Below are 15,023 nucleotides of genomic sequence, written 5' to 3' on the forward strand. Positions count from 1 at the left end.
TCACAGTCCCCGGGCCAGCAGGTCGGCCACGATCAGCCGGCCGAAGGCGAGGTTGCCGTGGATCGGGTCGTCCGGCTCGCAGAACGCGGCCCGCTGCCGGCCCGTGCCGTCGGTCACCCGGGCCCGCAGGTCCACCAGCTCCACGCCGAGCGCGTCGAGCGCGCCGCGGATCGTCTCCTGGGCCGCCATGAAGACCTGCGGGTCGGACATCCCAGGCACCCGCTGCGGCGGCAGCACCGCCAGCACGCGCAGCCCGAGGCCGAGAGCGTGACGGTAGAAGGCCAGCGCGTCGCGGGCCATGGCGCGCACGATGTCGTCGAAGAGCACGCCCGAGAGGAAGCCCGCCGGGAACGCGCCGTCGCCCGCCCGGTAGATCCGCCAGTTCTCCGTGGTGGCGAAGAAGTGGGCGCTGAGACCGAACGTCGAGACCAGCGGAACGGTGAGCTGGCCGATGTCGGCCACGCCCAGCTCGGCCAGGAAGCCCCGGTGGCGTTCCTGCACGGCGGCGTCGCGGAACACCAGGCCCTCGTCGCGTACGTCGAAGAAGCCGACGTTGAAGTCGCGCCCGGAGCCGACCGGCCCACCGACGAAGGGCACCCCGGCGGCGGCCGCCGCGCGGGCTACCGGCCCGGCGTGCGAGTCACCCAGCAGGAGGAACCTGGCCGGCGCGGTAGCGGTCGAGGATGGCGTCGTCACAGTAGAGGTCACCTCCGTCGGCGGCGTCGGCGCGACCGGCGGTGGCCGTCGCGCCCGGATCGGTCGGCCGGTCGCGGTCGAGGGCGCCGAAGAAGTGGCGCATGACGAAGGCGACCCCGGCCGGCGTCACGTCGCGCAGGTTCGGCGCGAAGAAGGCCCCCCGGAACGGGAAGCCGGTGATCAGTTCGTACGAGGGGAAGTAGTCGACGTGGTCGTGTTCCTGCGCGAGCTGACCCGCCGCGGCCCGCAGCACGGACTTGGAGTACGTCGTGGCGGTCAGCGCGTGCGCCCCGGTCGCCGTCGCGGTGAGCGGCACCGGCGACACGGTCAGCAGGAGGTTCAGCCGGGGATTGGCGTCGCGCAGCAGCGCGACGGCGGCGGTCAGGTCGGCGTGCACCTCGGCCACGGTGAAGTTGTGGAAGGCGTGCCGCCCGGCGTCGAAGGTGCCCCGGACGGTACCCGGGCAGACCGGGAGGACGGTGCCGGTGACCACGTCGCGCCATGCCTCGGTCAGGCCGAGGGTGAAGATGAGACAACCCGCCTCGGCGACCGCCCCCCGGATCGCGGCCAGCGTGGACCGGCGGGCGGCCAGCGTCGCCTCCGCCGAGTCGAAGCCGTCGGGTTCGACCGACGGACGGTACGGGTCGAAGAAGCGCCCGCCGTCGCGCCAGACCTCGGCGGGCCCGGTGTCGTCCGTCAGCGCCCAGCTCAGCCACTGCCGCAGCGTGGCGGCGGTGTAGATGGTGCCGGTGCGGAAGGAGAACGCGCCGTAGTGGCGGGCCCGGCGCTCGGCGTCGGTCAGCCCCGGCGGGGGCAGCTCCACCTCACGCCAGTCCATCCCCTCGTCGAGCAGGGCGGGGCCGAGGTGGCGGGCGAAGCAGGAACCGGCGGTGAGGACCGGATCGTCGGGGGCGATGCCGAACTTCGGCGTCCACACCTCGTCGATGGACGGCATCTCCGGCTCGGCGACCGCCGTGCGCCAGAACGACCGCGACGGCAGCGACTGGTACGGGTTCATCGCGCCGCCCTCGGGCCGGTGGTCGCCTGCGCCGCCCTGATGGCCTCGGCCACCGTTCGGACGTGCGGCGTGCCGACGATGCCGTAGTGGGTGGTGTCCACGAGGTGCCACGCGAGCCCGGCGAGGTGGTCCCGCCACTGCCGGGCCTGCTCCTGCGGGGCGGCGAGCGCCGGCAGGCCGGCCGTCGGGCGGCCCGCGAGCCAGAGCCGGCCGGGTGTCGCGGCCAGCCGGGGCAGGGTGTGCTGCGCCATGCTCGCCAGGTTGGCCCGGCAGCACCGCGCCAGCGCGTCCGCGTACGCCGTCGCCGCGGTCCCCGCGCCGGTCACCGCCCCCAGCTCGTGGGCGAAGAGCGCGGCGAGCCGTTGCTCGTCGTACGCCCGGAAGGTCGGCGCGGCGTCCGGCGGCGGCGGGTCGAGCAGGTAGAGCGCCTCCGCCGGCTGGCCCGCCGCCTCGGCCTCCGCCGCCATCCCGAGCGCCACCCAGGCGCCGAACGACCACCCGCCGAGCCGCCAGCGCCACTCGTCGTAGGGGAAGCGCTCCCGCAGCGCGGCGTGGTAGTGCGCGGCCCGTTCCGCGAGCGACCAGGCCGGCTGCCCGGGGCGGGCCAGCGCGGGATCGGCGATGACGCAGACCGTCAGCTCCGGGTCGAGCGCCGACACCAGCGAGCGGTACGCCTGGACGTCGCCGCCGACCGGGTGGACCAGGCAGAGCACCGAACGCCCCCGGCCCGTCTGCCACACCTGCACCGTCACGGCGGGGTCGGCGGGTTCGGTGGCGTGGACCGGCTCGCCGAGGAGCCCCAGCACCTCGGTCAGGCTCACCCGGTGGCTCAGCTGGGACAGGCTGAGACTGACGCCGAAGTGCTCCTTGACGTGGTCGATCAGGTCCAGCAGCAGCAGCGAGTCGGCCCCCAGGTCGTAGAGGGAGGCGGCCGGGTCGAGCCGCTCGGTGCCCAGCCAGTCGCGCAGCCAGCCGCCGATCTCGTCGGCGGCCGAGCGGGGCAGCGCGGCGGGCGTCGCGGCCCGCGGGCCGGCCGGGGGAGCGTAGAACTCCCGCGCCCGCGCAAGCGCGGTGGTGCAGACGAGCAGCTGCGGCAGTCGCAGCCGCAGGGCCTGCGCGAAGAGCCGGCGTCCCTCGTCGACGGAGAGACCGACCGCCAGGTGCGCCCGGTGCCGGGCGTCGGTGGGCAGGACGTCCCGGGCCAGGCCAACCTCGTTCCAGACGTCCCAGCCGACGGAGATCCGCAGCGTGGTGTCGGCGTCGTTCGCCCGGTGTCGGGCGAAGCCGTCCAGCAGCCCGTTGGTGGCGGCGTAGTCGAGCTGGCCGACGCCGCCGAACTGCGCCGACATCGACGAGCAGTAGACGGCGAAGGCCGGTCGGTGGTGTGCGACCAGCCGCTCCACGAGCAGCGCGCCGTGGGTCCTGGCGGCCGTGGCTCGGCGCATCGCGGCCGCGTCCCGCCGGCCGATCAGTCCGCCGGCCGCGATCCCCGCCGCGTGGACCACCCCGTCGACCCGTCGGGTGCCGAGCCGGGCCACCACCTCGTCGGGATCGGTCTCGGTCAGGTCCACCTCGACGAGGTCGACGCGGTCGGCCCAGGGCGCCAGTTCGGCCGGCAGCGGCCCGCGCCGGGCCAGCAGGACGACCCGGCAGTCGCCCTGTTCCAGCAGCCAGCCGGCGATGCTGCGGCCGATGCCGCCGGTGCCGCCCAGGACCACGTACCCGGCCGGTCCGGACGGCAGCGGACGCGTAGCCGGCGCGGCCGGTGGACGGACCGGCAGCAGCGCCTGTTCCCACCAGTAGCCTGCGCGCAGCGCGAGCCGGCGGGGTGGCGGTGTCCGTTCCGCGAGCAGCGTCGCGAGCGCCGGCGCCCAGTCGGCCGGGTCGCGGCCCGGCAGGTCCAGCCAGTGGCTCTCGACGTCGCCTTCCTGGGGCGCGACCTCGCACGCCCCGGCGAGGAGGCCCAGTTCCGGCCGGCGTACGTCGCCGTCCACGGGTTGCGCCTGGTGCGACAGCCACCAGACGCGCAGCGGGGGCCGACGGGGCAGCCCGGCGACGGCCGCCAGCAGCGCCGCCGGGGCGTCGACACAGGCCCGGTACGAGTGGGCCAGCGGGTCCGGGCCCACCGGTCCGTCGACGGCCAGCGGGAGCGCGTGCAGCCACTCGACGCCGCCCTGCGCGACGGCGCCCGACGGGGCTGCGGCCGGTGCGGCGGCGCCGGTGTCGGTCAGCGCGGTCAGCAGCCGGCCCAGCGAGGCGGGGTCGGTCGGGTCCACCCGGTAGCTGTCCGGTCCGAGCCGGGCGAAGCCGTCGGCGGCGGTGACGGCCACCACCCGGGCGTGGGACGCCGCGAGGGCGCGCAGCGCGGCCGGCGCGAGCGGCTCCGCCGCCATGACGACGAGGGTCTCCGGACGGCGGGCGGCGGGGTCGGCCCCCGCGTGCCGCCAGCGCACCCAGTGCGGCTGGTGCAACCACTCGGCCTCGGGCAGCCGCGCCGGCCACCGCTGATCGACCGGCGCGGCCCCGGCGGGCGATGTCGCCGCACCCGGCCGTGTCGCCCCGGCGGATGATGTCGCTCCTGCCGGCCGGGTCGCCCCGGTCGCCGGGGCGGCGCGGACGAACTCGTGGTCCTCGAGCGCGAACGCCGGCGGGGGAAAGTCCCAGGGCGGCTGCGCCGGCCCGGCCGGCCACCGGATCGGCCGTCCGGCCAGCCACGCGGCGACGAGGTCGACCGCCGGCGGTGTACCGGCCGGGCCGGTGACCTCGACGGGAGCCGCCTCGACGGGGGTGACCTCGACGGCGGTCGCGGTGCCCAGCCAGGCCACGGCGGCGGTCACGTCGGGGCAGACGGCCGCCGCCCGCCAGCGACCCGGCGTGCGACCGGCCTGGAGGTGGCGCAGCACCCGGGCGTAGGCCTCGGGCCGGGCCGTCAGGTAGGCGGCGACGCGGTCGGCGTCGGCGCGCAGGGCGGCGGCGCTGCCGCCGGCGAGCACCAGCACCGGTACGCCGGGGCCCGGCGTCGCCGGGTCGGGGCCGACCGGTTCGGCCGCCTCGCAGACCAGGTGGGCGTTGGTGCCGCCGATGCCGAAGCTGCTCACCGCCGCCACCCGCGGCCGGTCGACCGGCCAGGGCCCGGCCTTCGTGGGGATGTGGAACGGGGTCGGGTCGGGGCCCAGCCGTGGATTGAGGCGACGGAAGTCGACGTTCGGCGGGATCCGCCCGTGGTGCACGGCCAGCACGGCGCGGACCAGGCCGACCACCCCCGCCGCCGCACCGAGGTGACCGACCTGGCTCTTCACGGAGGCCAGCGCGGTCCGGCCGGACTCACCGGGGTCGAACGCCTGGCGCAGCGCCGCCACCTCCACCGGGTCGCCCAGCTCCGTGCCGGTGCCGTGTGCCTCCACGTAGCCCAGGTCGCTGCCGACGCGTCCACTGCGGCGCAGCGCGGCACGGATCACCTCGCGCTGGCCGGTGACCGAGGGCGCGGCGAAGCCGAGCTTCTCCGCGCCGTCGTTGTTGACGGCCGATCCGGTGATCACCGCGTAGACGGTGTCGCCGTCGCGCCGGGCCAGCCGCAGGGGCTTGAGCACGACCACACCCACCCCGCTGGCGCCGACGGTGCCGCCGGCGTCGTCGCTGAACGGCCGGCAGTGCCCGTCCGGGGAGAAGATGTGCTGCGGCTGGTAGCGGTAGCCGGCGCTCAGCAGCGGGTCCACCAGTACGCCGCCGACCAGCATCACGTCGCTGTCGCCCTGACGCAGCAGCCCGGCCGCGACGTGGACCGCCACCAGCGAGCTGGCGCAGGCCGCCTGCACGCTGAAGGCCGGCCCGGTCAGGCGCAGGTGGTAGGCGACCTTCGTGGCGAGGAAGTCCTTCTCGTGGTGCAGCGCCAACTGGAAGGAGTCCGGCAGCCGCGCCGGGTCGGCCTCGCGCAGCATCGTCTGGAAGTAGGTGTTCTCGCCGCAGCTGGCGAGCAGGCCGACCCGCCGCCCGGCGGGATCGCCGATGCCGGCGTGCGCCAACGCCTCGACACAGCTCATCAGCAGGTGCCGCTGCTGCGGATCCATCAGCCGCGCCTCCTGCCGGCTGATGCCGAAGTGCCCCGGGTCGAAGCCGAGCGGCCCGGTCAGTTGGCTGCGGGCGCCGACCAGGCCGTCGGCGGCGGCGAAGTGCTCGATGCCCCGGTCGCCGGCCTCCACCATCGCCCAGAAGGCGGCCAGGTCGTCGGCGCCGGGCAGCCGGACGGCCATCCCCACCACGGCGACCGCCTCGTCCGCCGGGCCCGGAGCAGCCTCGTCCCGCCCGGTCGTCGCTGCCCCGGTCGCCCGCCGCGTCGTCGCGGCGGCCGGTGGCGGTGGCTCGGTGGCCGGTGAAGCGGTCTCGGTCGTCCAAGGTGCCGTGCCGGCGGCTGGTGACGCCACCTCCGCCGGTTCGTCCGGTGTCGCCGGGCCGGTGGCGGCCCGTCGTTCGGCGAGGAACCGGGCGAGGCGGCGGATGGTGACGTGCTCGAACAGGTCGGGGATGCTCAGCGGCAACCCCTCGGCGGCGCAGCGCAGGTGGAAGCGCATCAGGTCGAGGCTGCCCGCCCCGTGGTCGAAGAAGCGCCGATCGGGCCCGATCGGTGTCCCGACGACCTCCGCGAAGAGCCCGGCCAGCCGCGCCTCCAGGGCCGACATGACCGGTGCCGGCGCGGCGCCTCCCGGGCGCAGCTCCTCGCCCGGCGCGGTCGCCGCGCGGCGGCGGTCCAGCTTTCCGCTGGCCGTACGCGGCAGCTCCGCCAGTCGCCGGAACCGGTCCACCCGCACGTACGCGGGCAGGAGCCCCGCGAGGTGGGCGTGCAGCTCCTCCGGGGTCGGCGGGGCGGCCCGGAACTGCAGGCAGGCGACCAGGTGCGGATGGTCGCGGACCACCACGGCGTTGACGACCGCCGGATGCGTCAGCAGTGCCGCCTCGACCTGGCCCAGCTCCAGCCGGTGCCCGCTCACCTTCACCTGCTGGTCGTCGCGGCCCAGGTAGTGCAGCAGGCCGTCCCGGTCGAAGCGGGCCTGGTCGCCGCTGCGGAAGAACCAGCCCAGGCCGGGCAGCTCGACGAAGCGGGCCCGGTCGAGCGCCGGATCGTCCAGGTAGCAGGGCGCCACCAGTTCCCCGCCGATCAGCAACTGCCCGGGGCAGTCCGGCGGCACCACCTCGTCGGCCGGGTCCACCACCCGCAGCCACGTGTTGGCCACGGGTCGGCCGATGGCCGGGCGGGTCGGCCAGGAGGCCGGATCCCCGTCGAGGCAGAGGCTGCTGACCACGTGGGTCTCGGTCGGGCCGTAGTGGTTGAACAGGCGCGCGCCGGGCAGCCCGGCGAACCAGCGGCGGATGCCGTCGGTGCAGATCAGCTGCTCGCCGGCGGTCACGACCTCGCGCAGCCGCGACGGGTACCGGCCGAGGCGCACCCCGTGCTCGGCGAGCAGTTGCAGGGCGACGTACGGCAGGAAGATCCGCTCGATGCCGGCGGCGTCGAGGTGCTCCAGCAGCGCCGGCATGTCCTGCCGCAACCCGGGCCGGGGCAGGTGCAGGGTGCCGCCGCCGCAGAGCGTGCCGAAGATCTCCTGGAAGGAGACGTCGAAGGAGAGCATGGAGAACTGCAGGGTCGCCGCCCCGCCCGCCAGGCCGCCGGCCCCGCTCTGCCAGCGCAGCAGGTTGACCAGCAGGGCGTCGCCGACCTGCACCCCCTTGGGCGTGCCGGTCGAGCCCGAGGTGAACAGCGTGTACAGCGGGCGGCCGGCGTACGACGCCGCGACGGGCGTGGCCGATCGGGACAGGACCACCGGGTGGCGGGGACGGCCGCCGTCGTCGATCGCGTCGAGGGCCGGCCCGTCGCCGGGCGCCAGCAGCACGCAGAGCGGGTCGACCTGGCCGAGGACCTGGCGCAGCAGCGCCGGCGGGTAGGCCCGGTCGAGCGGCACGACGGTGAGGTTGAGCCGGGCCGCCGCCAGCAGCGCCACCACGTGCTCCACCGACGGCTCGAAGAACAGGGCGACGTGGTGCCGCCCGCCGGTCGACACCGGATGGTGCCGCGCCAACTCGCCGGCGAGCGCCGAGGCGTACGCGTCGAGGTCGGCGTAGCTGAGGCGACGGTTCCCGGCGACCAGCGCGGTCGCGGTCGGCTCCGTTCGCACCCGCCGGGCGAAGTCCTCGGCCACGGTGGCCGGCGGCCCGGTGCCCGAGCCCGCCGACGGGGTACGCGGGCCCCGGCCGGGCTCGGGCAGCCCACTGCGGTAGGGCCGCACCAGCTCGGCCAGCGTGCTCGGGCCGGTGCCGGTCAACGCGTCCAGGCCGCGCCGGAACAACTCGGCCGCCGCGGCCACGTCGGCGGCGTCGAAGTGGTCGTCGGCGTACTCCCAGAGGCAGTCGAAGCCGGCCTCGTGCTCGACGACCGAGAGGGTGAGCGGGCACTTGGCGTCGGTCGGCGCCAGCCAGACCGGGCGGGACGCGCAGCCGGGCAGCGCCAGCGCGGAGAAGTCGGTGTTGTCGAGCACGAAGAGGAAGTCGAACAGCGGCGCGTCGGCGCCGAAGTCGTGGTCGGCGACGGCGTGGGCGAGCGCCACGTCCTGGGCGTCGAGCACCGCGCGTACCGCGTCGGCCTGTCGTCGTAGCTGCGCGCGCAGCTCCTCCTGGGGCGCGAGCGCCAGGGGCAGCAGCACCGTGTTGGCGAACATGCCGACGCTGGCCTCGAAGTCGCGTACGGGCCGGTTCGCCACCGGGCTGGCGACGCGCGGATGGGTGCGGCCGGTCAGCCCGTGCACCGCCCAGCCGAAGAGCGTCAGCAGCAGCGGGAAGCGGGTCAGTCCCAGCTCGGCGCCGAGCCGGTCGAGGGCGGCGCGGCGCGCCGGGTCGATCGCGGTCCGGAGCAGGCGGTCGCCGGTGCCGCCGCGCTGTCGGTGCGGCCGTAGCGGCGCGGCGATCTCGTCCACGGCGGCGTAGTGGCCGCGCAGGGCCTCGCGCTGCGCCCGGTACGCCGGGTGGGCGAACCAGTCGGCCTGCCACCGGGCGTAGTCCAGCGGGGTCGGGGCGGGCGCGTCCCCGTCCGCGGTCGCGCTCGCGCCGCCGAGCGCCGCCACGTACCCGGCCGACAGGTCGCGGAACAACACGTCGAGCGACCAGCCGTCGACGGCGATGTGGTGCAGGTGCAGCAGCAGCACCCCGCCGCCCTCGCGGGCCAGCCAGTACGCCCGCAGCATGCACGGCTGCCCGAGGTCGAAGGGCGCGGCGAAGAGGGCGCGGGCGCGCTCGCGCCACCCGGCCGCGTCGCCGCCGTCGCCCGGCTCGCGCCGTGCGGCCGGGTCGCCGTCGTCGTCCCCGGTGGGCTCGCGCCACGGGTCGTAGGGCTCGGCCACCTCCTGGCGCAGCCCTTCGGGGGCGGCCCGGAAGGCGGTACGCAGCGCCGGATGACGCGCCACCACCCGGCGCAGCGCCTGCCGCAGCGCGGCCACGTCGACCCGGCCGCGCAGCTCGAAGGCGAGACCCACGTGGTAGGCGGTGGACGCCGGCGACCGTTGCTGCAACAGCCAGAGCCGCTGCTGCTCGGAGGTGGCCGGCGCGGACCGAAGACCGGTCGGGGGAGCCGGCGCCGGGTACGCCGGACCGGTCGTGGTGCGGGCCTCCTCGATCGCCGAGGCCAGCTCGGCGAGGTCGCCGCCCAGCACCACCGCCTGCGGCACCTCGACGCCCCAGCGCCGCTGGATCGCGAAGCGCAGCCGCAGCGCCTTCAGCGAGTCCCCGCCGCTGGCGATCCACCGGTCGCCCGGTCGTAGGTCGGGCACGCCCAGCACCTCGCCGGCCAGTCCGAGCACCGCCCGCTGCCACGCCGTGCCGAACACCCCGGCCGCGTCGCCGTCGTGCCCTTCGCGGTCGTCGCGTGGGTGCGGGTGGTCGCGCCCCTCGCGGTCGTCGCGTGGGTGCGGGTGGTCGTGCCCTTCGCGCCAGGGCGGGTCGTCGCGGCGCAGCAGCGCGGCGGAATCCACCTTGCCGTTCGCGGTCAGCGGCAGCGCCCCGACCCGGTGGACCCGGTGCGGGCGCAGGTACGGTGGCAGGGTCGCGCCCAGGTGCCGGTCGAACTCCGCGAACGACAGGTCCGCGGCCGTCACCAGGTACGCCAGCAGCTCGTTCGTCCCGTGCGCCGGGTCCCGCCGGGTGCACACGTACGCCTGCCGGACCCCGGGGTGGGCGAGGATCTGCCGCTCCACCTCGCCGGGCTCGACCCGGAAGCCCCGCACCTTGACCTGCCGGTCGACGCGACCGACGTACGCGATGGTGCCGGCGGCGTCGGCGCGCACGAGGTCGCCGGTGCGGTAGTGGCGCCCGGCGGTGTCGTCGAGCCAGGGCAGCCGGACGAAGCGGGCGGCGGTCTCCCCGGGCAGGTTGCGGTAGCCGGCCGCCAGCGCCGCGCCGCCGAGGTACAGCTCGGCGACCTCGCCCGGCGCGGCGACGCGTTCGCCGTCGACCACCAGGTGCGCGTCGGTGCCCGGCAGCACCCGGCCGATAGGCACCACCTCCGCGTCGAAGTCGCGGGGGATCGGATGGCACAGGGCGAACGTGGTCGCCTCGGTGGGCCCGTAGACGTTGTGCAGCCGGGTGCGGCTGGCGGGGTTGTCGCGGTACCAGCGGCGGATCAGCCGGGCGTTGAGCTGCTCGCCGCCGACCAGCACCTGGCCCACGTCGGCGAAGCAGTGCGGCAGCTCGTCGACCACCGCGTTGAACAGCGCCACCGTGATGAAGAGCGTGTCGATCCGCTCCCGGCGCAGTGCGGCGTCGAGCAGGTGCGGCGTCGCCACCGTCTCGTCGTCGAGCACGAGGCAGCAGCCACCGGTCAGCAGCGGCACCCAGACCTCGAAGCTGAGCGCGTCGAACGCCGGGTTGGCGAGGCTCGCGTAGCGGGCGGGCGGGGTCAGCGCGATGTAGCCGGGCCGGGCCAGCCGCAGGATGCCCGCGTCGCGCACCTCCACGCCCTTGGGGTTGCCCGTGGTGCCCGACGTGTAGAAGACGAAGGCGACCGGCGCGGGGGCGGCCTCCGGTGCCGGCTCCGCGCCCGCGCCGCGCGGCGCGTCCGCCGACAGCAGCGCGCCCGGCGGCAGCAGCGCGTCCGGCGGCAGCAGCGCGCCCGGCGGCAGCAGCGCACCCGGCGGCAGCAGCGCGTCCGCCGGCAGCGGCCGGACCCCGTCGGGCAGCTCGCCGGGCACGTCCGGGCCGTGGACCACCGCCACGGCGGCCGAGTCGCGCAGCATGTGGTCCCGGCGCCCGGGCGGGCTCTGCCGGTCCAGCGGCACCACGGTCGCGCCGAGCCGCAGGATGCCCAGCATGACGCAGACCAGCCGCCAGCCGCGCGGCAACTGCACCGCGACCGCCTGACCCGGGCGGGCCCCGGCCCGGCGCAGGGACCGGGCGACCGTGGCGCTGGCGGCATCCAGCTCGGCGTAGCTCAGGCGCCGGTCGCCCTCGGACACGGCGAGCGCGTCCGGGGTACGGCGGGCCTGGGCGAGCACGGCGGCGGCCAGACCGGGACCCTGCGCCATCACGCCTCCCGTACGGCCGGCGTCGTCGGGCGGGCGTCGGAGATCCGGTCCACCTCGCTGCGCAGCAGCGCGGCGACCCGCAGCACCACGGCGCTCTCCAGGATGTCCCAGTGGTCGCAGTGCACCTGCTCCAGCCGGAAGTCGGCGTCGCCGCGCCGACGCCAGAAGGCGCGCACCTCGCGCAGGAAGCCCTCCTCCCGCCCGGCGGTGGCCTGCAACAGCACCAGCCGGGCCGGCGACGCGAGGGCCGAATAGTCGCGCATGGTCGACCGGTTGTGGTTGTAGACGCGGTGGTACTGGTCGACCTGCTCGTCGTCGATGCCCGGGTACATCCCGTTGAACTTGATGAGCTTGTCGCGGAACTCGGCCATGTCCACCGGATCGATCGCGCCGCGGTGGGCCGGGTCGTCCGTGCCCAGGGTGTCGAGCAGGACGACGCTCAGCCCGGGCTGCCCGGCGAGGGCCAGCCGGCGACCCATCTCGTACGCGACCAGACCGCCGTAGGAGAGCCCGGTGAGCACCACCGGCCCGTCCAGCAGGTGCGCGACCTGCCCCAGGTACGCCTCGGCCATCGCCTCGACCGTGGGCAGGAACTCCTCGCCCGGGTTCACCCCCGGCGACTGGAGGCCGTACACGCCGAGGGACTCCGGCAACGCCTTGGCCAGCGACAGGTAGCAGAACGCGGTGCCGCCGGCCGGGTGCACGCAGATGACCCGGCCGGCGCCGTCGCCCGCCCGGAACTCGATCAGGTTGCTCGGTGGCCGGCCCGACGCGCCCCGCCGCAGCCGGCCGCCGAGCGCCTCGATCGTCGGGTGCAGCATGATCTCGTGGACCGGCAGCGTCTCGCCGAACGCCTCGCCGATGGCGTGGGCCAGCTTGATCGCCGAGATCGACGTGCCGCCCACGTCGAAGAACCGGTCGCCGATGCCGATCTCCGGGTGCAGCAGCAGGCGCTTCCAGATCTGGTAGAGGGTCAGCTCGATCTGGTCGCGCGGGCTGGCCAGGTTGACCTGCCACGGTGCGCCGGAGCGGGCCAGCCGCAGCACCTCCGCGCGGTCGAGCTTGCCGTTGGCGGTCAGCGGCAGCCGCGGCAGCTCCACGAAGAGCGACGGGACCATGTAGCCGGGCAACCGTCGCGACAGCGCCTCGCGCCACTCGCTGACCAGCAGCGGCGCGGCCCCGCCCCGGGCGACGCCGGCGACCAGCCTCGGCTCGCCGGCGGCGTCGGAGTCGACCAGCACCGCCGCCTCGCGTACGTCCGGCCGGTCCAGCAGCGCGGCCTCGATCTCGCCCAGTTCGACGCGGAAGCCCCGGATCTTGACCTGGCCGTCGCGGCGGCCGAGGTACTCGACGTTGCCGTCGGGCAGGAGGCGGGCCAGGTCGCCGGTGCGGTAGAGCCGTTCCCCGGGCACGAACGGGTCGGGCACGAACCGTTCGGCGGTCGCCGTCGGCCGGCCCAGGTAGCCGCGGGCGACACCGGCGCCACCGATGTGGATCTCGCCGGTCACCCCGACCGGCACCGGCTCCAGCCGCTCGTCGAGCAGGTGGACGCGGGTGTTGGCCACGGGCCGGCCGATCGGGCACCGCCGGGCCGTCGGCTGCGGGTCGAGGTACGCGGTGCTGTAGACGGTGGTCTCGGTCGGCCCGTACCCGTTGAGGATCCGCAGCCCGGGCAGGGCCTGCTGGATCCGGTGCAGGGCCTGCTCCGGCAGCGGTTCGACGCCGACCAGCAGTTGGCGCAGCGCCGACCCGGCCAGCCGGGCCTTCGGGTCCTCGTCGAGCCACCGGACGAAGGCCGGCGGCAGGTAGGCCTGCACGACGCGGTGCTCGCGCAGCCAGCCCGTCAGGGCCGCCGGGTCGCCGCGCAGTTCCTCGGGCACGAGGTGCAGGGCCCCGCCGGTGGTCAGCGGCAGGAAGATCTCCTGCACCGAGACGTCGAAGCCGACGCTCGACCAGAGCGCCGCCGCCTCCCCCTCGGCGGCGCCGAGCTGCGACACCCAGTTCTCGAGCAGGTTCACCACGCCGCCGTGTGCGACCGCGACGCCCTTGGGGCGGCCGGTCGAGCCCGACGTGTAGATCACGTAGGCCAGGTTGGCCGGGTGCACGACGACGCCGGGCGGGCCGTCGTGACGCCCCTCGGCCTCGACGGCGGCCAGGTCGCCCTCGCCGAGCACCAGCGCCGGCGCGGCGTCGGCGACCATGCCGGCGAGCCGCTGCGGCGGCAGGGCCGGGTCCAGCGGCAGGTACGCGGCCCCGGCCTTGAGCACGCCCAGGATGGCGACGACCAGCCCCGCCGAGCGCGGCGCGTGCAGGCCGACCACCTGGTCGGGGCGTACGCCCCGGGCGATCAGCGCGTGCGCCAGGCGGTTGGCCCGCCGCTCCAGCGTGGCGTAGTCCAGCCGCTCGGCGTCGTCGGCCACGGCGAGCGAGTCGGGGCGCCGCCGCGCCTGTGCCGCGATCCGCGCCACCACGTCCGCGGGCCCGGTGAGCGGCCGCGCGGTGCGGTTGAGCTCGACCAGCACGCGGTGCCGCTCGTCGGCACCGAGCAGCCGCAGCGCACCGACCGGCGTCGACGCATCGGCCGCCACCTGGGCGAGCAGGCGGACGAAGTGCCCGGCCAGCCGGGCGACGGTCGCGGCATCGAAGAGGTCGGTGTTGTACTCGAAGAGGACGTGCAGCTCGTCGGCGTGCTCCAGCACCTCGACCGACAGGTCGAACTTCGCCGCGCCGGTGCTGCTCGACAGGGGCCGCAGCACCAGGCCCGGCAGCTCCAGCCGGCCGCGCGGGATGTTCTGGAGCACCAGCATCACCTGGAACAGCGGCGAGTAGCTGGTGTGCCGTTCCGGGTTGAGCGCGTCCACGAGCTGCTCGAACGGCAGGTCGGGGTGGGCGTACGCGTCGAGCAGGTGCCGGCGGACGTCGGCCAGCAGCGCCGCGAAGGGCTGCTCCGCGGTCAGCCGGTTGCGGATCACCACCGTGTTCACGAAGTGGCCGATGAGGCCCTCCACGTCGCGGTGGTTGCGGTTGGCGAACGGGGTGCCCACGCAGACGTCGTCCTGCCCGCTGTGGCGCCACAGCAGCACCGACAGGGTGGCCATGAGCGTCATGAACAGCGTCGCGTCGCCGGCCCGCCCCACCTCCCGAAGCCCGCGCAGCACCGCCGCGTCCACCGTCGTGCCGTGGGTCTCGCCCCGGTAGCGCTGCACCACCGGCCGGGGCCGGTCGGTCGGCAGGGACAGCAGGGCGGGCGCACCGGCCAGCGTCCGCGTCCAGTAGCCGAGCTGGCGCTCCAACTCGCCGCCGCCGAGCTGCCGGCGCTGCCACAGCGCGTAGTCCGCGTACTGCACCGGCAGCTCGGCCAGCGCGGCGGCCCCGCCCCGCGCGTACGCGCCGTAGAGCGCGGTGACCTCGCCGATCAGGATGCCGACGGACCAGCCGTCGGCCACCATGTGGTGCACGGTGAGCAGCCAGCGGTGCTCGTCGGGGGCCAACCGGAGCAGGGCGCTGCGCAGCAGCGGACCGGTGGCCAGGTCGAACGGCGCCCGCGCCTCGGCCTCGGCGGCGTCGTCGGCGCGGCGGGACCGCTCCGGGTCCGGCAGCGCGCTGAGGTCCGTCACCGGCAGGGCGACCGGCACCGCCGGCCGCACCACCTGGCAGGGCTCCCCGTCGACCAGGGGGAAGACGGTACGCAGCGCCTCGTGCCGGCGTACCACCTCGGTCAGGGCGCGGGCCAGGGCCGGCACGTCCAG

At 76.1% G+C, this 15,023-nt stretch carries 4 protein-coding genes (1 of these 4 running past the window's edge); all 4 read right to left on the minus strand.

Annotation, left to right across the window (positions count from 1 at the left end; translation table 11 throughout):
- Tightly spaced (each overlapping or abutting the next), the 4 genes in view from KBX06_RS17560 to KBX06_RS17575 form a layout consistent with a single transcriptional unit that may run on beyond the window.
- Positions 1–696: a hypothetical protein gene (locus tag KBX06_RS17560; RefSeq protein WP_210836149.1), complete on the minus strand. Its 696-nt coding sequence runs from the start codon at positions 694–696 to the stop codon at positions 1–3.
- Positions 641–1,714, minus strand: a complete 1,074-nt coding sequence (locus tag KBX06_RS17565) for a GSCFA domain-containing protein (RefSeq protein ID WP_210836151.1) — start codon at positions 1,712–1,714, stop codon at positions 641–643. Before KBX06_RS17565 ends, KBX06_RS17560 begins: the two co-directional genes overlap by 56 nt.
- Positions 1,711–11,274 (minus strand): non-ribosomal peptide synthetase, encoded by a 9,564-nt coding sequence (locus KBX06_RS17570; protein WP_210836153.1) that lies wholly within the window; start codon positions 11,272–11,274, stop codon positions 1,711–1,713. The genes KBX06_RS17565 and KBX06_RS17570 overlap by 4 nt, the downstream gene beginning before the upstream one ends.
- On the minus strand, positions 11,274–15,023 hold the 3' portion of the coding sequence (locus KBX06_RS17575) for a non-ribosomal peptide synthetase (RefSeq protein WP_210836156.1). The gene runs 309 nt beyond the window's last position; 3,750 of the gene's 4,059 nt are visible here — the last part of the coding sequence; its start codon lies off the right edge, out of view; the stop codon is at positions 11,274–11,276. The genes KBX06_RS17570 and KBX06_RS17575 overlap by 1 nt, the downstream gene beginning before the upstream one ends.

Origin of the sequence: Micromonospora sp. C31 (assembly GCF_018070575.1) — a bacterium.
Lineage (GTDB): Bacteria > Actinomycetota > Actinomycetes > Mycobacteriales > Micromonosporaceae > Micromonospora.